General features: G+C 70.1%; 19 protein-coding genes. 14 read left to right on the forward strand and 5 right to left on the reverse strand.

The window, feature by feature from the left end; genetic code table 11:
- Window positions 1–13: 13 nt before the first annotated feature.
- Together JOE55_RS06870 and JOE55_RS06875 are read left to right on the forward strand one after the other, a co-directional pair.
- On the forward strand, window positions 14–964 hold the full coding sequence (locus JOE55_RS06870) for an L-lactate dehydrogenase (RefSeq protein ID WP_024289564.1): 951 nt from the start codon (window positions 14–16) through the stop codon (window positions 962–964).
- Window positions 965–1,115: 151 nt separating this feature from the next.
- On the forward strand, window positions 1,116–2,717 hold the full coding sequence (locus JOE55_RS06875; protein WP_058871916.1) for an L-lactate permease: 1,602 nt from the start codon (window positions 1,116–1,118) through the stop codon (window positions 2,715–2,717).
- Between the two features lie 89 nt (window positions 2,718–2,806).
- Here the strand turns inward: JOE55_RS06875 and JOE55_RS06880 are convergent, their stop codons facing one another.
- Window positions 2,807–3,391: a DUF421 domain-containing protein gene (locus JOE55_RS06880; protein WP_053448347.1), complete on the reverse strand. Its 585-nt coding sequence runs from the start codon at window positions 3,389–3,391 to the stop codon at window positions 2,807–2,809.
- Between the two features lie 148 nt (window positions 3,392–3,539).
- Here JOE55_RS06880 and JOE55_RS06885 point away from each other — a divergent pair, with 148 nt between their 5' ends.
- Both JOE55_RS06885 and JOE55_RS06890 read left to right on the forward strand, forming a co-directional pair.
- Window positions 3,540–3,860, forward strand: coding sequence for a nucleotide pyrophosphohydrolase (locus JOE55_RS06885; RefSeq protein WP_204782424.1), 321 nt, complete (start codon window positions 3,540–3,542; stop codon window positions 3,858–3,860).
- Entirely contained in the window at window positions 3,847–5,613 is a 1,767-nt protein-coding gene (locus tag JOE55_RS06890; RefSeq protein ID WP_204782425.1) for a DUF2075 domain-containing protein, read from the forward strand. Before JOE55_RS06885 ends, JOE55_RS06890 begins: the two co-directional genes overlap by 14 nt.
- Before the next feature lie 63 nt (window positions 5,614–5,676).
- On the opposite strand, the gene JOE55_RS06895 is transcribed toward JOE55_RS06890, so the two are convergent.
- Together JOE55_RS06895 and JOE55_RS06900 are read right to left on the reverse strand one after the other, a co-directional pair.
- Window positions 5,677–6,393 (reverse strand): hypothetical protein, encoded by a 717-nt coding sequence (locus tag JOE55_RS06895; RefSeq protein ID WP_204782426.1) that lies wholly within the window; start codon window positions 6,391–6,393, stop codon window positions 5,677–5,679.
- Window positions 6,394–6,483: 90 nt separating this feature from the next.
- Window positions 6,484–7,971 (reverse strand): protein adenylyltransferase SelO, encoded by a 1,488-nt coding sequence (locus JOE55_RS06900; protein WP_204782427.1) that lies wholly within the window; start codon window positions 7,969–7,971, stop codon window positions 6,484–6,486.
- 270 nt (window positions 7,972–8,241) lie between these two features.
- On the opposite strand from JOE55_RS06900, the gene JOE55_RS06905 reads away from it, so the two are divergent.
- The 7 genes from JOE55_RS06905 (at window position 8,242) to JOE55_RS06935 (ending at window position 14,171) form a co-directional block, all read left to right on the forward strand.
- Window positions 8,242–9,186, forward strand: coding sequence for a winged helix DNA-binding domain-containing protein (locus JOE55_RS06905; RefSeq protein WP_204782428.1), 945 nt, complete (start codon window positions 8,242–8,244; stop codon window positions 9,184–9,186).
- A 120-nt stretch (window positions 9,187–9,306) separates the two neighbouring features.
- Window positions 9,307–10,614, forward strand: a complete 1,308-nt coding sequence (locus tag JOE55_RS06910; protein ID WP_204782429.1) for an aromatic amino acid transport family protein — start codon at window positions 9,307–9,309, stop codon at window positions 10,612–10,614.
- 244 nt (window positions 10,615–10,858) lie between these two features.
- Window positions 10,859–11,212: a hypothetical protein gene (locus JOE55_RS06915; protein ID WP_204782430.1), complete on the forward strand. Its 354-nt coding sequence runs from the start codon at window positions 10,859–10,861 to the stop codon at window positions 11,210–11,212.
- Between the two features lie 150 nt (window positions 11,213–11,362).
- Window positions 11,363–12,142 (forward strand): glycosyltransferase, encoded by a 780-nt coding sequence (locus JOE55_RS06920; RefSeq protein WP_338125449.1) that lies wholly within the window; start codon window positions 11,363–11,365, stop codon window positions 12,140–12,142.
- On the forward strand, window positions 12,139–12,675 hold the full coding sequence (locus JOE55_RS06925) for a hypothetical protein (RefSeq protein ID WP_338125450.1): 537 nt from the start codon (window positions 12,139–12,141) through the stop codon (window positions 12,673–12,675). Before JOE55_RS06920 ends, JOE55_RS06925 begins: the two co-directional genes overlap by 4 nt.
- Window positions 12,672–13,076 carry a hypothetical protein gene (locus JOE55_RS06930; RefSeq protein ID WP_204782432.1) on the forward strand — a complete coding sequence of 135 codons (405 nt, stop codon included), beginning with the start codon at window positions 12,672–12,674 and terminating at the stop codon, window positions 13,074–13,076. Before JOE55_RS06925 ends, JOE55_RS06930 begins: the two co-directional genes overlap by 4 nt.
- 84 nt (window positions 13,077–13,160) lie before the next feature.
- A complete protein-coding gene (locus tag JOE55_RS06935; RefSeq protein ID WP_338125490.1) occupies window positions 13,161–14,171 on the forward strand; it encodes a Dyp-type peroxidase in 1,011 nt (336 codons plus the stop codon).
- Window positions 14,172–14,534: 363 nt separating this feature from the next.
- Here the strand turns inward: JOE55_RS06935 and JOE55_RS06940 are convergent, their stop codons facing one another.
- A complete protein-coding gene (locus JOE55_RS06940; protein ID WP_204782433.1) occupies window positions 14,535–14,819 on the reverse strand; it encodes a YrhK family protein in 285 nt (94 codons plus the stop codon).
- Window positions 14,820–14,901: 82 nt separating this feature from the next.
- Window positions 14,902–15,846, reverse strand: coding sequence for a TIGR03571 family LLM class oxidoreductase (locus JOE55_RS06945; RefSeq protein WP_204782434.1), 945 nt, complete (start codon window positions 15,844–15,846; stop codon window positions 14,902–14,904).
- An 87-nt stretch (window positions 15,847–15,933) separates the two neighbouring features.
- Between JOE55_RS06945 and JOE55_RS06950 the strand changes: the two genes are divergently transcribed.
- The 3 genes from JOE55_RS06950 (at window position 15,934) to JOE55_RS06960 (ending at window position 18,690) form a co-directional block, all read left to right on the forward strand.
- Window positions 15,934–16,566: a hypothetical protein gene (locus JOE55_RS06950; protein ID WP_204782435.1), complete on the forward strand. Its 633-nt coding sequence runs from the start codon at window positions 15,934–15,936 to the stop codon at window positions 16,564–16,566.
- Window positions 16,567–16,639: 73 nt separating this feature from the next.
- Window positions 16,640–17,164, forward strand: a complete 525-nt coding sequence (locus JOE55_RS06955; RefSeq protein ID WP_204782436.1) for a DUF4282 domain-containing protein — start codon at window positions 16,640–16,642, stop codon at window positions 17,162–17,164.
- 158 nt (window positions 17,165–17,322) lie between these two features.
- Window positions 17,323–18,690, forward strand: a complete 1,368-nt coding sequence (locus tag JOE55_RS06960) for a CHAD domain-containing protein (RefSeq protein ID WP_204782437.1) — start codon at window positions 17,323–17,325, stop codon at window positions 18,688–18,690.
- Window positions 18,691–18,723: the final 33 nt, after the last annotated feature.

The following is an 18,723-nucleotide window of genomic DNA, read 5'->3' on the forward strand; positions in this document are numbered from 1 at the left end:
GTAGCGTGAAGGCATGAACAGGAACTCGAAACTCACCGTCGTCGGAGCCGGAGCCGTCGGATCGAGCGTGGCCTACGCCGCCATGATCCGCGGATCCGCCCGCCACATCGCCCTCTACGACATCGCCGCCGAGAAGACCGAGGCCGAGGTGCTCGACCTCGCCCACGGCAGCCAGTTCACCGGCGGAACCGACATCGTCGGCAGCAGCGATATCGAGGTCGCTCGCGACTCGGACATCGTCGTCATCACCGCCGGCGCCAAGCAGAAGCCGGGGCAGTCCCGCCGCGAGCTCGCCGACACCAACGCCCGGATCACCCGCACCCTGATGGAGCAGCTGCTGTCGGTGGCCCCGGAGGCCGTCTACGTCATCGTCACCAACCCGTGCGATCCCATGGCCATGGTCGCCCAGGAGTTCTCCGGTCTGCCGGCCAACCAGGTCTTCTCCTCCGGCACCACGCTGGACACCTCCCGACTGCGGTGGCTGCTGGCGGACCGGGCCGATGTGTCGCGCACGAGCGTGCACGCGCACATCGTCGGCGAGCACGGCGACTCCGAGTTCGCCCTGTGGTCCACTGCCTCGATCGGCACCGTGCCGATCCTGGAGTGGACCCGCGACGGGCAGAAAGTCTTCACCCGCGAATCCCTCGACGCCCTGACCGACGAGGTCCGGGGCGCGGCCTACAAGGTCATCCAGGGCAAGGGCGCCACCAACTACGCGATCGGGCTGTCGAGCGCGCGCATCGTCGAGGCCGTGCTCGGGGCGCAGAACGCCGTGCTCAACGTGGCCCCGGTGCTCTCCGACTTCCAGGGGATCGACGGCGTCGCCTTGTCGGTGCCGTGCATCGTCGGCGAGGACGGCGCCTTCCCCATCCGCGAGACCCCGTTCTCCGACGACGAGCTGACCAAGCTGCGGGACTCCGCCGAGACGCTGCGCGAGGTCGTCGACGGCCTCAGTGCCGGCTGAGCCGCACCCCCGTCGCCGAGTGGATACCCAGTTGCGCTATCCGAGCGAACAGCGCAACTGAGTATCCACTCGGCGGGGTGGGGGTGGGGGTTCGACGCCCACCGCCCCCGCACTCGATCGCGCCCTCCCTCCAACCCGGAAGACCTCTCCCATGTGGACCCAGAACATCGACCCACTGGGCAGCCTCGCCCTGTCTGCGATCGTGGCCGCCCTGCCCATCCTCGTCTTCCTGCTGTGCATGATGGCGCTGAAGCTCTCCGGGCTGACATCCGGGATCATCGCGCTCGTCCTGCAGGTCATCGTCTCCGTGGCCGTGTTCGGAATGCCCGTCTCCGCCGCTGGCGGCGCGGGACTGCTGGGGCTGCTCACGGCCCTGTGGCCGATCGCGTACATCGTGGTCATGGCCGTGTGGCTCTACCGGATCACCGTGCGCTCAGGACGGTTCGACGTCATCCGCTCCTCGATCGCCGGCGTCTCCGATGACCAGCGCGTCCAGGTCCTGCTGATCTCCTTCGCCTTCGGCTGCTTTCTCGAGGGCGTGGCCGGCTTCGGCGTGCCGATCGCGATCTGCGCAGCGCTGCTCGTGCAGCTGGGCTTCAAGCCGGTGCGCGCCGCCGTCCTGTCCCTGGTGGGCAACGTGGCCGCCGGCGCCTACGGGGCCATCGGCCTCCCCGTGCTCGTGGGTGCGCAGGTCACCGGGCTGGAGGTCCACGAGCTGTCCCGAGCCCTGGTGCTGCTGCTGCAGCCCCTGACCTTCCTGGTCCCCTTCCTCATGGTCCTCATGCTCGGCGGGCTGCGCAGCCTGCGCGAGACCTGGCCCGCAGCGCTCGTGGTGTCGCTGGCCTTCAATCTGGTTCAGGGCGGGCTGCTGTGGTTCGTGGGTCCCGAGCTCGCCGACCTGGCGGCCGGACTGGTCGGCATGGTGGCCCTCATGGGGCTGTCGCGGATCTGGAAGCCGTCGCGGATCTCCCGTCCGGAGGGCGCCCCGGAGCCCGACGGCACCCGGACGACGGCCCGCGACGTCCTGGTCGCCTGGAGCCCCTTCTACATCCTCTCGATCCTCATGCTGATCTGGTCCGTCCCGGCGGTGAAGGCGCTGTTCTCGACCGGCGCGCTCAGCGCCACCACCTTCCAGGTGCCCATGCCGGGGCTCACCGGCCAGGTCATCGCCGCCTCCGGTGCGGTCGTGGAGGCCACCTGGTCGTTCTCGATCCTGGGCGCCACCGGCACCGCGATCCTGATCGCCGTGATCCTGAGCTTCCTGAGCACCCCGCAGGTCGACGCCAAGGCGCTTTTCGAGGAGCTGCGCACCACGCTGACCTCGCTCGGCCCGGCGATCGCGCTGATCGCCGTCATCCTGGTGCTGGCCAACCTGGCCAACTACTCCGGCGGCTCCACGGCCATGGGGCAGGCGCTGGCCGCCGTCGGCCCGATCTTCCCGCTGATTGCCCCGATCATCGGCTGGATCGGCGTGTTCCTCACCGGCTCGGTGACCAACAACAACACCCTGTTCGGGCCGCTGCAGTTCGCCACGGCGGAGGGCATCGGAGCGGCTCCAGCAACCCTGGTCGGCGCCAACACCGCAAGCGGCACCACGGCAAAGGTCGTCTCGCCGCAGTCGATCGCCATCGCCGCCGGCGCCGTGGGGCTCTCCGGGCGCGAGGCCGAGATCCTGCGCGGCTCCATCGGCTACAGCTTGGGCATGCTGGGGTTCATGTGCCTGTGGAGCTTCGCGCTGGCAGCCCTGCTCTGACCCCTTCCCCTCCCGCCGAGTGGATGCTCAGTTGCGCTATCGGGGCGAACAGCGCAACTGGGGATCCGCTCGGCGAGGTGGGGCGCGGATCAGGGGGCTCCTGGTCCGGGAGGCGTCTCGGAGAGCACCAGCTCCGACCCGATCACGCCGTCGAGCATCCCCGGCCCGATCGGGTCGCCCGTGCGGATCACGCTGAGGCCGCCGGTGGACTCCAGGATCACGCACTGGACCTGGTCCTGGTGCGAGATCCCGCGATGGCGCAGCACGCCGTACACCTCGCGCGGGGTGAGGTGGGTGCGCCGCAGGGCGGAGTCCACGAACCGGCCGTGGGCCATGATCACCCGGGGCCGCGTGCGCAACCCGGGTACGCCGGCGGCCTGCTGAACCGCGCCGAAGGCCGCCTCCAGCAGCAGGAGAGTGAGCAGCCCGATCGCCCCTGCCGCCAGCGTGGGCGGGTGGCCGATGATCACGCGTCCCGCCACCGATCCGAGCATGATCAGCACGACGGCGTCGAACCCCGTCCAGCCCGAGAGCACCCGCACGCCGAACACGCGGACCAGCAGCAGGAAGATCAGGTAGATTCCGATCGCCGAGGCCACGACCACGGGGATGCGCCACAGCTCGATCCCCAGGTGGTCGATGAATGCCTGCGTCCAGCCGCCCGGTGGTGTCATGCCCTCCATCTTGGCCGATGGCGTGCGACCGTCATCGCTCCTCCGTCGCCATCCCCTCCTCACCCCGCCGAGTGGATCCCCAGTTGCGCTGTTCGGGCGGACAGCGCAACTGGGGATCCGCTCGGCGGGGGTTTGCTACGTTGACCGCATGCCTGCCGATGACGTGATGCCGCAGCTGCGGGAATTCGTCCGCGAGCGCGACTGGGCGCAGTTCCACTCCCCCGAGAACCTGGCCAAGTCCATCAGCATCGAGGCCGCCGAGCTGCTCGAGTGCTTCCAGTGGTCCGGCCAGGCGGACCAGGCCGAGGTGGAGGCCGAGCTCGCCGACGTCCTGACGTACGCGTATCTGCTAGCCGATCGCCTGGGGGTCGATCCGCACGAGATCATGCGGCAGAAGCTGGCCGTGACCGAGCAGAAGTACCCGGTCGAGAAGGCCCGCGGCAGGAGCACCAAGCATGACCGGCTCTGAGGGCTCCGTCGTTCCGTTCACGATCGAGCGGATGCCGTTCACCGCCCAGGCCATCGATCGCGGCGGCCTGGAGATGGAGATGTTCCGGGACTGGCCGATCGTCTATCTGCTGGACGACGCCCGCCGGGTCTACGTCGGCGAATCCCTGCACGGCGTCTCCAGGATGCGCCAGCACCAGGCCTCCGAGGCCAAGCAGGGCATGCGCACCCTGCGACTGGTGCTCAGCGAGATGTTCAACAAGTCCGTGTGCCTGGATCTCGAGTCCACGCTGATCCGCCTCTTCCAGGGCGACGGCAGCTTCCACGTCGTCAATCGCAATATCGGGATCGTCGACGCCGGCTATTACCAGCGCGAGCGCTACCGAGAGGCCTTCCGCGAGATCTTCGAGGAGCTGCGCGCCGGCGGCATGTTCCAGCGGACGATCCCGCAGATCGAGAACAGCGAGCTCTACAAGTTCTCGCCGTTCAAGACGCTCACCGCGGATCAGGCGGTCGCCGTCGGGGAGATCGTGGAATCCCTGCTGCAGGACTTCGAGTCCGACGACGGCGGCATCAGCATCATCCAGGGCGATCCCGGGACCGGGAAGACCATCGTCGCGGTTTATCTGCTCAAGCTCCTGTCGGATATCGCCGCATATCAGGACGGCGATGAGGCCGACCCTGAGGAGATGTTCTCCGAGCATTTCGACGAGAGCACCCGGGATCTCATGGCTGATCGGAGGATGGCGTTCGTCGTCCCGCAGGAATCGCTGCGTCACGCCATTCAGAGCGTGTTCTCCCGGCTTCCGTCGATGTCCGAGGTGAAGGTCCTGACGGCCTTCGAGGTCGGCGAGAGCGAGGAGGACTTCGATCTCGTGATCGTGGACGAGGCGCACCGGTTGAACCAGTACGCCATGCAGGCCCACGGCACGCAGCTGAAGCGATTCCGGGATATCACCACGAAGCTCTTCGGGCATCTCGATGAGGACAAGAACCAGCTCGACTGGGTCCGCGCCAAGTCCAGGCACGTGGTGCTGATGCTGGACCTGCACCAGAGCGTCCGGCCTGCGGACATCCCCCGCGCCGAGCTGGAGGCCGTCGTCGGGCAGGCGCGCGAGCGCGGCCGGGTCCACCCCCTGCACACCCAGATGCGGGCCGCAGGCGGCAACGACTACATCGCCTACGTGCGGGATCTGATGGCCGGGCGGTCCCCTGAGCGTCGGCTCAGCTTCGGCGAGTACGAGTTCACCATGTTCGACGACGCCGGGGCCCTCAAGAATCGCATCGAAGCGCTGGAGCCCGAATACGGGCTGTGCCGGATGACTGCGGGATTCGCCTGGCCGTGGCGCTCGAATCCTCGCGGCAAGATCCGGGCAGATCACGACTTCGAACTGGACGGCACAGCGTTCCGCTGGAACTCCGTGACCACGGACTGGGTCAACTCCCCCAAGGCCCCGTCGGAGGTCGGCTCGATCCACACCCTGCAGGGCTACGACCTCAACTACGCCGGGGTGATCATCGGCCCGGAGCTGCGCTTCGATCCCGACGAGCAGCGGCTGTGGGTCGATCGGGCGCACTACGCGGACCGCAACGGCAAGATCGACAACAGGCTGCGCGGCCAGACGACGACCGACGACGATCTCCTGCACTACGTGACCAACGCCTATGCCGTGCTGCTGACCCGCGGCATGCGAGGAACGATCGTCTACGTCTGCGATCCGCAGCTGCGCCGCCACCTGGAGCGCTTCATCCCCAAGGCCGCCCCGCTTCCCTGAGACCTTCCCACCCCACCCCGCCGAGTGGGTACCCAGTTGCGCTATAGCAGCGAACAGCGCAACTCAGTGTCCACTCGGCAGGAGGAGGGGGAAGAGGGCGACGACGGCGAAGGCGAGGCCCGCCAGCACCAGCCCCCACCCCAGCAGCGGGCGCAGATCGCGGTGCGTCACCCAGTCGTAGACCGCGGTGACCCTCCGTGCGGCCGTCGGGACGCGCGGCCACGCCCAGGCCGCGAGCAGATACGGGCCCACGAGCGTCAGCAGGAACGGCAGGTACGCCACGGCCTGCCACGCGATGTCATGGCTGAGCCCCGTGAGCATGCGTCCCACGACATACATCGTCGCGAAGCCGCTGAAGCCCAGGAACGTGTTCACGAACCCGACCCCGGCCATGCGCAGCCGGTCCTCATGCGGAACCGTGCTCGGCGCGGGCTTGGAGGCACGCGGCCGTCGGGCCCATCGCAGCACCACTGCCCCGGCCACCAGGAACACGGCGGCGGCCACGAGGTCCACGGCGCGGCGGATGAGCACGGCCTCGACATCGCTGCGGGCGTCGTCGATCCAGGTGCTCGGATCCACGGTGCGGAAGGCGAGCAGCATGACCGTGGAGCCGACCGCGAGCCCCGCGGCCATGGCGGCGATCGGCGGCTCGGGCCGGTTCGTGCGCGTGAGCGCCCTCAAGGTGGCCCCGTAGAGCGTGGGGCTGAACCCCACGACGAGGCCCAGCCCCAGCAGCATCGGCGTCGCCGCGACGACGGCTGCGATCTCAGTCCACCCCATGCGCCCAGTGTCCCCGCCGAGTGGATCCCCAGTTGCGCTATCGAGCCGAATAACGCAACTGGGTATCCACTCGGCGGGAGAGGGGGAGGGTCAGGTGCCGCAGTAGGTGGTGAACGGGCGGGCGCCAGGGGCCGTGCCCGAGGACTCCAGGCCCGCGAAGTCCACGTGCTCCTGGAACGGAGAGCGCACCGCGGCCAGCAGCCGCTCGTACGCAGTGAGATCCCCCGCCTCCGCGCGATCCAAAGCGTGCTGCAGGTGGTGGTTGCGCGGGATGTAGACCGGGTTCACCGAGGCCATGAGGTCGCGCTGCTGCTCCGCCGACGGATCGCCGAACCGGGTCAGCAGGTCGCGGCGCTCGGAGTCCCAGGCCCGGAAGGCCGCGGCGTCGTCGAACAGCGACTCCGCGGCCCCGAAGGCGAGCGCGCGGAAGAACGCCGTGAAATCCTGCCGGTTCTCCTGCAGCAGCCCGAAGGTCCGCTCCACGAACGCGTCCAGCGCCGAGAGCGCGGCATCGCGCTCCTCATCCGGCAGCCCGTCGACGTCGAGCCCGATCTTGCGCCCCATCCCCCGCGAGAGCGCCTCCCGGAAGGCCGGCGCGTACTCGTGGAGCACCTCGGTCACGGCCTCCACGCCGGCGTCGGGATCATCCGGCGCCACAAGGTCCACGAGCGACTCCGCGAACCGCGACAGGTTCCACAGCCCGATCTCCGCCTGGCGCCCGTAGGCGTAGCGCGCCCCGCGATCGATCGAGCTGAACACTGCCCCCAGGGAGAACTCGTCCACGAATGCGCAGGGCCCGTAGTCGATGGTCTCCCCGGAGATCGTCATGTTGTCCGTGTTCATGACCCCGTGCACGAACCCCACGAGCATCCACTGCGCGATCAGCCGCGCCTGCGCGTGCACCACGCTGCGCAGCAGCTCGAGCGGCGGATTCTCCGACGACGCCGCCTCGGGCCAGTGCCGCTGGATCGCATAGTCCGCCAGCTCCCGCCGGGTCTCGACCGAGCGCTGCGTGGCCGCGAACTCGAAGGTCCCCACCCGCAGGTGGCTGGCGGCCACGCGGGTGAGGATCGCTCCGGGCTCCGGGTCGGGCCCGTTGCGCTGGATCCGCTCGCCGGTGCTCACGACGGCCAGCCCGCGCGTGGTGGGGATGCCGAGGGCGTGCATGGCCTCGCCCATCAGGTGCTCGCGCAGCATGGGTCCCAGGGGAGCCTTGCCGTCGCCGCCGCGGGAGAACGGGGTGCGCCCGGAGCCCTTCAGATGCAGGTCGCGACGGCGGCCGTCGGAGTCCACGAGCTCGCCGAGCAGCAGCGCGCGGCCATCGCCGAGCACCGGATTGAACTGCCCGAACTGATGCCCCGAGTAGGCCTGCGCGTACATGGTCTCGGCGGTGTCGCCACTGAGCAGCGCGAGACCCTCCGGCGAGCGCAGCCAGTCCGGGTCCAGTCCGAGCTCCCGGGCCAGCTCGTCGTTCACGACGACAGCGCGCGGGTCCCGCACCGGAGCCGCCGACCACTCCCGGGAGAGATCGGGCAGGGCTGCGGCGTAGGTGTGCTCGAAGGATGGGGAAGCGACCATGTCACCCAGGCTATCGACGACGACAACCGCCCCCTGCCGCTGAGGCCGCATACCTGAGCCCCATCACCGCCCTTGGGCTGCGCTGGTGCGGCGTCACCATCGCCCCTGCTGTGAGGCCGCACCTGCGCAGGCAATCAGCCCCGATCAGCTGCGCTAGTGCGGCCTCGCGGCGAAGGGCCGGTGACTGGGGCTGGGAGCAGGCGGGAGGTGGCGGGCAGCTGGGGGCAGCGGGCAGGACGCAGCCGATGCACGCGCCAGTATCTTGGTCCCATGCACCTGCGCAGCTTCCGCGATGTCCTGGCCCACCGGCTGATCGCCCAGGCCCTCGTGACCCCGCGCGCGGATGCCGCCGCGCACATGCTCGCCACGCAGGATCAGATCTACGCCGCAGGCGTCACCGCTCTGCAGATCCGTTCCGGCTCAGACGTCCTGCAGGAGATCCGCGAGCACCGCATCGTGCGCGCCTGGACGCAGCGCGGCACGGTGCACCTGGTCGCCGCGCCGGATGTCAGCTGGCTGACGCGGCTGTGCTCACCGCGCGTGGAGGCCGCCGCGGCCAAGCGGCGCCCTGGCCTGGGCCTCACCCCGCAGGACTACGACCGCGCCCACGCCGCCTTCCGCGAGCGCCTGGCCGACGGCCCCTTGACCCGCCCGCAGGCCTACGACCTCTTCCGCACCATCGGAATCACCCCCGAGAAGGGACCCGGTCAGCACCTGCTGCGCAGCTTCGGCGGCCGGGGCGACATCGCCCAGGGCCCGCGGGAGGGCAGCGACGACACCTTCCTGCTCGTCGAGCACCTGCCCACGCCTCAGCGGGAGCTCGACGGCGACGACGCCCTGTGCGAGCTGGCCGTCCGCTATCTCGCCTCGCACGGGCCCGCGACGGTCCAGGACCTCTCCTGGTGGTCGGGGCTGACGGTGCGCGACGCCAAACGAGCCGTCGAGCTGGCGGGGGACCACGCCGAGAAGGTGACGATCGAGGGCCGGACCGAGACCCTGTACGCGCCCCCGGAGGCCGAGCAGATCAGCGACGAGCAGCTCGCTTCGGCCCTGCAGACGGAGTTCGAGCTGCCGGCCTTCGACGAGTACCTCCTCGGCTACAAGGACCGCTCCGAGTTCCTGCCCGCCGAGCTCGTGCAGGTGGTCGGGCCGACCAAGAACGGCATGTGCCGGCCGTTCCGCGTACGCCAGGGGATCATCGCCGCCGCGGAGTGACCCGAAGGCACCGCATGACGCCTGAATTGTTGAACAATCACGGTCGTGCCTGATATACCGTGAGCCGTATCACTGAAGTCGCGCGCCACAGCGCCCGCACCCCACAGGACGGAGACCACGGTGCCCCACGGATCCACCGCGGCCGACAGCGCGGACACCCGCACCGCGAAACCCGAGGACCCCCAGAGCCCCCAGACGCAGGAATCGAGCCCCCGCTTCGAGCTGAGCTGGACCATCTCGCTGTTCGGCACCGCCGTCGGCGCCGGCGTCCTGTTCCTGCCCATCAACGCAGGCCTCGGCGGCATCTGGCCCCTGCTGATCGTCACGATCCTCATCGGCCCCATGACCTACCTGTCGCACCGGGCGCTCTCGCGCTTCGTGTGCGCCTCCCCGGATCCGGGTGCGGACATCACGGTCGTGGCGCGCAAGGCCTTCGGCGAGGGCGTCGGGCGCGTCATCACCGTCCTGTACTTCCTGGCGATCTTCCCGATCGTGCTGATCTACGGCATCGGCATCACTAACACGGTGGACTCGCTGATGGTCAACCAGCTGGGCATGGGCTCGCTGCCGCGCTGGCTGCTCTCCGGCGTGCTGATCGCGCTGATGATGCTCGTGATGGTCTCGAGCCAGCGGATCATGCTGATCGTGACCCAGTGGCTGGTCTACCCGCTGATCGCGATCCTGCTCTTCGTCACCCTCTACCTCATCCCCAGCTGGAAGCTCGACGGCCTCACCGCCGCCCCGAGCGCCGGCGATCTGCTGATGTCGATCTGGCTCGTGATCCCCGTGCTGGTCTTCGCGTTCAACCACTCCCCGGCGATCTCGCAGTTCTCCCTGGCCATGCAGCGCCAGTACGGCCCCCGCGCCAGCGAGCGCGCCTCCGTCGTGCTGCGCCGCACCGCCGCCCTGCTGGTCATCTTCACCATGGGCTTCGTGTGGTCCTGCGTACTGTCCCTGGGGATCGACGGGCTCCAGGACGCCAAGGACGCCAACCTCCCGGTGCTGTCGCACCTGGCCAACGTGCACGGCAGCCCGTTCATCGCCTACCTGGGCCCGGTCGTGGCGCTGGCGGCGATCGCCTCCTCCTTCTTCGGGCACTACCTGGGCGCGGCGGAGGGCGCGGCGGGCATCGTCCGCTCGATGGTCGACTCCGACGGCTCCCGGATCAGCGATCGCGCCCTGCACATCGGCATCGCCGCGTTCATCTTCCTGACCACCTGGGCCGCCGCGATCATCAACCCCTCGATCCTGTCCATGATCGAGTCGATCGCAGGCCCGGTCATCGCGATGATCCTCTACCTCATGCCCATGTACGCGATCCGGAAGATGCCCGCGCTGGAGCCGTACCGCGGCCGTCTCTCCAACGTGTTCGTCACGATCGCCGGCCTGGTGGCCGTCAGCGGCATCATCTACGGGCTGGTGTCCTGACCCTGATCGCAGCCAGCTCGGCCCGCTGAGCGTCACGACGACGCACCCCCTGCGCCTCCGCCCTCCGGTTAGTGACAGATCGGCACCGCCGCCGCGAACGCCGCCGAGACCCCGGCCAAGCCCAAGCAGGACCTGACCGTCAGCTACTCCAGCTCCGCCATGAAGGCCCCGGGCTACGCCGGCCTGACGGCGATCTACGCCGAGAACGTCGGCAGCGACCGCTACTACGGCGAGTTCCCCGCTGGTGACCTTCCGTGTGGACGTCAAGACCGCTGAGGGCCCCGAGGGCGTCGATCGCCTGATCACCCCGGGCTACTTCAACGGCGCGTACACCCGCGATCTGGGCTTCGACCCGGAGACCTCAACGCGCTCGTTCGAGGTCACCCTGTCCAACCCGGTCGAGAAGGACGAGAAGCAGCTGATCGCCAACCTGAACTTCGGCGACGGCCTGACCAAGGAGGGCCGCCTGAAGAACTACATCACGGTGACCCAGACCGGTCGTCTGCCGGGCGACACCTCCACGGGCAATGACCAGAACGTGGACTCGCGCCAGCACACCGTCACCGACGGCGGCAGGGCCAACAGGGGCATCTTCTGAGCCGACGGCAGCGCTGAACGCCCCTCCGCAGGAGGCGGGTCTCACATCGAGACCCGCCTCCTGCGCCGTTGCGGGCCCCTGCCCCGCGGATACGCTGGATGCCCGCATCGCAGCCCGTCCTTCGCGATGCCACCAGGAGGAACCCCCACCGTGACCGGCCCCGCCGCTCCGAGACCCGGCATCAGCGTGGTCCTGCCTGTGCGCGACGACGCCCCCGCCCTGCGCAGCTGCCTGGCGGCCCTGGCCCGCCAGGACCGCCCCGCCGACGAGATCGTGGTCGTCGACAACGGGTCGAGCGACGACCTCCTCGCCGTCATCGCCGCCGCCGAACGGGACCAGGACCTGCCACTGCGCCTCCTGCAGGAGCCGCGTCCAGGGGTCTCATTCGCCGCCCACGCCGGCTACGACGCGGCCTCCCACGAGATCATCGCCCGCTGCGATGCCGACAGCATCCCGCCGTCGTCGTGGCTGGCACGCATCGAGCGGCAGCTGGCGGCGGAGGACGACAAGCTGGTCGCCATCACCGGGGGCGGTCGCTTCGCCCCTGGGCCGCGCGCGCTGGGCCGATCGCTGTGCGGCCTCTACCTGGGGCTCTACCGCCTCGCCTCCGGACTGGCCTTGGCCCACCCGCCGCTGTGGGGCTCCAACATGGCCATGCGCACCTCATGGTGGAACCGGGTCAGCCCACGACTCGCTCCGCGCCCGGGCATCCATGACGACTTCGAGCTGAGCTTCGAGCTGCAGCCCCACGAGGCCATCGCGCTGGACCGCGGGAGCGTCATGCCGGTGTCGTGGCGGGCGGCCGTCTCCCCCCGTCGACTGCTGGCCCAGCAGCGCATGGCCCGTCGGCTGCTGCTGCGGCGCTGGGAGCAGGAGCCGCCTTGGGAGCGGCATCGACGCCGATGGGCGAGACGCAGGTCGCCCCTGTGAGCGCCCTCGCCCGCCTCACGGCCTCCCCGCTGTGCTTCACGGGCATCGCCGTCGCCGCGGTCTACGCGCTCCAGGCACGCTGGGTGGACGTCGCGGTGCTGCTGCTCGTGGGGCTGGGGCAGGTCCTGTGCTTACTGGCCTTCCGCACCGCAGGAGCCAGGGCCACGGGCAGCCTGATCCTGCTCGTCGCCGGGGTGAGCGCCGCCGAGCTGCTCTACGAGCGCATCCTCCTGTGGGACCTCGTGATCCATCTGCTGGCCACGGGTGTGCTGACGGCGCTGTGGCGCAGCTTGCGCGGTCATGGCGACCCGACCGACCGGCCGCGAGGCAGGGAGGGAGGGGCGACGGCGAGCAGGGTCCGGGTCTGCGCCGCGGTGGGCCTGGGCCTGGCGGTGATCTGGGAGCTCATGGAGGCCGCGGGATCCGTGCTGGTCACCCCCGAGATCCACAACCCGCCCCTGGACACCGTGCTGGACATCGGTGCCGGGATGATCGGCGCGGCCATGGTGGGGCTGCGCCGCCGCCCGCTGTGAAGAGCATCGCCCGAGTTCCCGATGACGCATCGATCCCCCGAAGGATCCCCATCCTCACCGCCAACCTGCTGATCGCGCTGCGCGAGGGCTTCGAAACCTCGCTCATCATCGGCATCCTGGTCGCCTACGGCAACGTCCAGGACCTGGTCCGCGCTCAGGACCCGGACCTGGCTGATGAGATCGAGGGCGGTTTCGGCGACGTCAACGTGCTGATCGATGCCCAGGCCACGGGCGAGGACGCCGACGGCAACCCGATCTACCCGTCGTACGCGGACATCGCCGCCGTGCAGGAGGATGCGACCGGGGAGGCTCCCACCGGGGAGGACTACACCGAGACCCAGCGCGACTTCTCGGATGCCGTCAACGGGCTGTCCGAGGTCGCCGGGACGGTCCTGCACTGATGAGCGACCAGCAGCCGACCGGCCCGGACCCGCAGCGGGCACACCGAGCTGACCTATCCATTCCGCGGCGATCGCCAGGCCGGGATCCTCACGCTGGCGCAGGACAACATGTACTTCGCCGCCTTCGACCTGGACACCGACGACGTCGAGGACGTGAAGGAGCTGCTCGGCGAGTGGACCGTGGCCGCCGAGCAGATGTGCGCCGGCGAGCTCGTGGGCGGGGAGCCGGATGCCAATCCGAACCGCCCGCCCAAGGACACGGGCGAGGCCTGGGGCTACCCGCCCGCCGGGCTCACCATCACCTTCGGCTTCGGGGCCTCGTTCTGCGAGGACGAGGACGGCGGGGACCTGATGATCCAGGCCTGCTCCAACGACCCGCAGGTCTGCGTCCACGCGATCCGCAATCTCACGCGCATCGGCTTCGGCACTGCCGTGCTGAAGTGGGGCCAGATCGGCTACGGGCGCACGTCGTCCACCTCGACCGAGCAGGAGACGCCGCGCAACCTGTTCGGCTTCAAGGACGGCACCGCGAACCTCAAGGCCGAGGACGGCGAGGATACCCTGGACGAGCACGTGTGGGTCCAGGACGGCGACGACGACGCAGCCGCGTGGATGACCGGCGGCAGCTACCTCATGGCGCGCAAGATCCGCATGACCCTGGAGATCTGGGATCGGGTCCAGCTCTCGGAGCAGGAGCAGATCATCGGCCGGGACAAGCGCTATGGGGCGCCGCTGTCGGTGACGGAGGCCGAGTTCGAGCCTCTGGACCTCAGCGCCCAGGGCGAGGACGGCCAGGCGATCCCCGCGGACTCGGACGTGGCGATCGTGGCGCCCGAGAACAACGACGGCCGCCGGATGCTGCGCCGCGGCTACAACTACACGGACGGCAACGACTCCCTGGGCCGCCTGGACGCGGGACTGTTCTTCCTCGCCTTCACCCGCGATCCGCGCACCGGCTTCTATCCGGTCCTGGAGCGGATGACCCTGAAGGACGCCCTCACGGAGTACCTGCAGCACGTGGGCTCGGCGCTGTTCGCCGTGCCCCCGGGACTGCGCGAGGGCGACACCATGGTGGGCCAGCGGCTCTTCGAGTGAGGCGCTGATCCGCGGTCGTCGACTCTGCGGTCGTCGGCCAGCGCGCTCAGGCGCGCGGCGGGGCGTCGACCGAGCGGTCGTCGCGGTGCTTGCCGACGTCGCTCTGCGACGGCTGCGCGTCATCGTCCGCCGACTGCGGACCCGCCATTGTCCGCGCGTCCGTCCCAGAGGCGTCGGCAGGGTGAGGATCAGCGTCGTCGCTGTCGACGTCGAAGTACTCCATCGCCCAGCCCTGAGCCGGCCGCGAAGGCCAGGGTCCGGGGCGCGTACAGCCTGCTCAGCGGTGGAAGTGCCATGCACTCCACGGTACGGCGGCACCGTCAGGGCGACCAGGGCAGCAGCCGACCCATCTCCCGCCCGAGCTCAGAAGTCCATGGAGGTCTCGTGCGGTTGGACGGGGCGGATGCGCTGCAGATGCGTGCGGCGCACGAAGCGGATCGTGGGGCGCAGCATCATCTGCACCGAGCCGAGTACGAACAGCCAGGTGCCGAGGTAGACGGTGTCGTCCCCGAAGAACAGGATGCTGCCCACCAGGAAGACCAGTCCCAGCACGAAGTCGTTGGCGATCGACAGCACCTCGTAGCGCTGCCGGATCACCAGCTCGTGGTGCCCCATGCGGATGTCCAGATCCCGATCCTGCTTCGTCATGCGCTGACCCTCCTGTGCTCCACGGGACCTGCGGCGGCAGGTCCACTCGTCGTCGCGGACCAGTGGCCCACACGGGAGCAGCTCACAGGTGCGGGACGACCTCCTGGCCGAGCTGCTCGATGACCTCGGCGGTGGGGCGGTCATCGCTCGCCTTGGCCAGGATGCAGTGCTCCAGCCCGATCCCCCGGTACCGGCGCAGGGTCTCCACCAGGGCCTTAGACCCGGTGCGCAGGCCCAGGCTCATCTCCTGCGCGGGGGCGTCGGGATCCTCGAGCAGGTCCAGGCTCATGGACTGGATCAGCGCGGGGTCGTTGCCCTGACCGCGCTGCTCCACGGCCTGGCGCCACAGCCCGAAACGGCCCCTCTGCTCCTCGAACGGGCGGTAGTAGGTGGCCCAGGCATCGGCGTGGGCGGCGTTCCACTGCAGGGTCTGCTTGGCCGAGCCCACGATGACCTGCGGGATGCGGTGAGCGGGCGGGACCATGAGCTCGTACCCGTCGGTGGCCTGCAGAAGGTGCTCGCGCTCCTGCTCGTCGGGGCTCAGCGCGGAGCGCAGAAGGGCCCAGCGATCGCGGAACGCGTCGCGGCGATCGTCCAGGGAGGTGCCGAAGATCCCGAACTCCTCCGGGCGATCTCCCGTGGCCACGCCCAGCAGGAGCCTGCCGCCGCTGATCCGGTCCAGGGACAGCGCGGTCTTGGCCAGGTGCAGCGGGTGGCGCAGCGGCAGCACGGCGGCGGCCGTTCCCAGCGCGATCGTCGACGTGGCGCCGGCGAGCATCGACAGCCACTGGAAGGGGTCGTCCAGCGACGACGCCAGCCGGTCCTGTCCCTGCGGGATCACCAAGGGGACGTCGCGCGTCCACAGTGCGGCGATCCCCTGCGCCTCGGCGAGCTGCGCCAGCTCCCGAGCCTGGGCGGGATCGGCCATGGAGCCCTGGGGCTGCGGCGGCGGGGTCATCAGCCCGAGAGTGAGGCGGCCGTCGGGAGAGCGGACGGCCGCCATGGCCGGCGAGAGGTCCTGGTGCACAGGTGGGGCCTCCTGTCCGTGAGCGGCATCGCGAGACTCCACACTATCCAGACGTCCCGCTCCTGTATCGCGAGTACGGTGCCTCCCATGTCCTCCCCACAGCTGCACCGCTTCACCGGGCACATCGCAGGAGCTGGCACCGCCGAGGGGACTCGCCTGGTCCTGGGGTGCTGGACCCGCACGCCGCACGGGCCGTTCGCCGACGTCATGGTCGAGGACCGTAACGGTTATCGAATCCTGCTGGCACCCGATCGCTGGGTGGCCGATTTCGTCTCCGCGACCTACACCTTCGACGAGGTGCGCCTCGTCCCCGTCTCGGTGTCCCGCACGGGCCTGGGCCGGACGGGGCAGTGGGCGGTCCAGGCAGGACCTCTGGAGTGGCGCTTCCGGATCGGGGCGCGGGCGCCGCTGGGACATCTGCTGCGCCTGATCCCCCGACCGATCAGCCGCAGCCTCGCCTTCGCGCAGCTCAGCGATCCGATCGCCCGGGCCACGATGCCGGGGGTCCGCACTCTGGGTCAGGCCGCCCCGGGCCGCACCGAGTGGTACGCCGCCGACGATCTCCACCGGCTGAGGGGCAGCACCGCGATCTGGGAGGGGCAGAACCTGGGCGGCATGCGCGAGATGCTGCCCCCGCCGCGCTTCGGATTCAGCTCCACCCCTCGGCAGCCGTCGCTCACCGCGGTGACCAGCACGGTCCGGGTCGACTCCGCGGCGTGAGGCCTGCCCGCCTACGATGGCGAGGGGAACGCCACAACATCCCGTCCTCGCACCACCACCCCAGGAGCTCCCCATGTCCTTCTCCTCGCAGAACCCCCACGGTCCGCAGCACAACCCGCAGGGCGGCCAGCCGAACCCGCAGGGCCAGCAGCCCAGCTACGGCGGGCCGACGTACGGCGGGGCGAACCAGCCGATTCAGCAGCCGGGTCAGCACCAGCAGCCCTCGTACTCCGCACCCCAGGGCGGCTACACCCAGCCCGGCGGCCAGCCCCAGGGTCGTCCCGGCCGTCAGCCGGGGCAGGAGAAGGGGTTCTTCGCCGCCCTGTTCGACTTCTCCTTCAAGAACTACATCACCATCAAGTTCGCCTCGATCCTCTACATCGCGGGCATCGTGCTGCTGACGCTGGGCTGGTTCATCATGACGGTCGCCGCTTTCGCCACGGACAGCATGCTGGCCGGCATGGCGACGCTGATCTTCGGTCTGATCGTCCTGTTCATCTACATCGTGCTGTTCCGCCTGATGCTCGAGTTCTACGTGGCCATGGTCCGCACGGCCCAGAACACGTCGATCCTGGTGGACCGCGGCAACCGCCTCTGACGCGGGTCCGCCCGACGCCTCCACCGCCCGCCCGGTCGCCTCCTGCGACCGGGCGGGCGTCGCCTTCCCCAGGAATCCGGGCCTCCGCGCCGATAGGATCGGAACCACTCACCGATGAGGGAGCGATTCGTCACCGGCTCCCGTCCGAGAGGACCGACATGCCCGCCGCAGAGACCTCCGAACCGCGCACGGTCCGCCTGTCGGGGCGGGCGAGCGCGCAGATCCAGCGCCTTCCGCTGCCGTCGCCGGCATCCGGAGAGGAGATGGCCGGTGCCGTCTTCCACGACACCGACGACCGCGCACTGCGCCGCCGCGGCATCACCCTGAGCCGCAGCGCGGACCCCGAGCGCGGCTGGCTGCTGAGCGTCCCCGAGGGCGACGACCACTGGGCCGTGGAGGTCCCGCGGCTGCGCAGCGCACCGGAGCGCCTGCCTGCCGCAGTGGCGCAGCTGCTCAGCGGGATCGTCGGGCAGGACGAGCTGATCGAGATCGACGACGACGGCCAGACCGCGGAGTCCGAGACCGGCGCCAAGGAATCGGCGAGGCCTGCCAAGAAGGCCCCGAGCAAGAAGGGCAAGGCGAAGAACCGCAAGGCCGTGGCGACGGGCGGTGAGCCCTCGGGCGTCGACGTCCTGCAGGCGGTGCTGGCTCAGCAGGCCGCGGCCCTGGAGCTGTGGGACCTGAAGGCGCGGCTGGACCTGCCGGACGCCCTGCATCAGCTGAGGGTCGCCGCGCGGTCCCTGCGCGGGCTGCTCAAGTCCGCGCGACCGTTCCTGGACCGCGAAGCCGCCGACGAGCTCGGCGATCGTCTCCAGCAGCTGGGCCGGTCCCTGTCCGCGGCCCGCGATGCCGAGGTCATGGCCGAACAGCTTCCGGCACGTGCCGAGGCTCTCCAGGGGCGCGTGGGCGAGAAGACGGTGCAGGCGCTGGCGCAGACGGCTCTCAAGGACGCCGAGGCCTCGGCCGCCAAGGCGCGCGGCGGCGCGCAGCCGGAGCGGGCTGCCACTCTGGAGCTCGCCCGCTGCGCAGCACAGAACCCGCCCTTCACGGACAAGGGCCGGAAGAAGGCCGAGGAGCTGAGCCCGCGGCAGATGAGCGATCGGCTGGTGCGCCGCGCACTGCGCAACGCAGCCAAGGAGACCGACCGCGCCCTGGCGGCCGACCGCGACGAGCAGCTGGATGCCGAGCAGCGCCTCGAGCACCTGCACACCGTCCGCAAGGCCACCAAGCGGGTCCGCTACGTCACCAAGGTCCTCAAGGCCTCCGGCTTCCGCCCCGCCAAACCCGTGCGCAAGATCGGCAAGGCCGCCAAGAAGGCCCAGGACGCGCTCGGCGAGACCATGGACGCCTCCGTGACCGCCGCCTGGCTGCAGGACTCGACCGCGGGGCTCCGTCGCGCCGGTGCCGACCCGTACGAACTCGGCCTGCTGACCGGCGCCGAGCTGCAGCGCCTGGCCCACGGGGTCGACGACGACTACGAGGTCATGGCGCGGCTGGCCCGGCGGTTCGAGGACCACAGCAGCTGAGCCGACGGAGCTCCGGCGTTCGTCGTCGCCCGT

The sequence above is a fragment of the Kocuria palustris genome (assembly GCF_016907795.1).
In the GTDB taxonomy this organism is placed as follows: domain Bacteria; phylum Actinomycetota; class Actinomycetes; order Actinomycetales; family Micrococcaceae; genus Kocuria; species Kocuria palustris.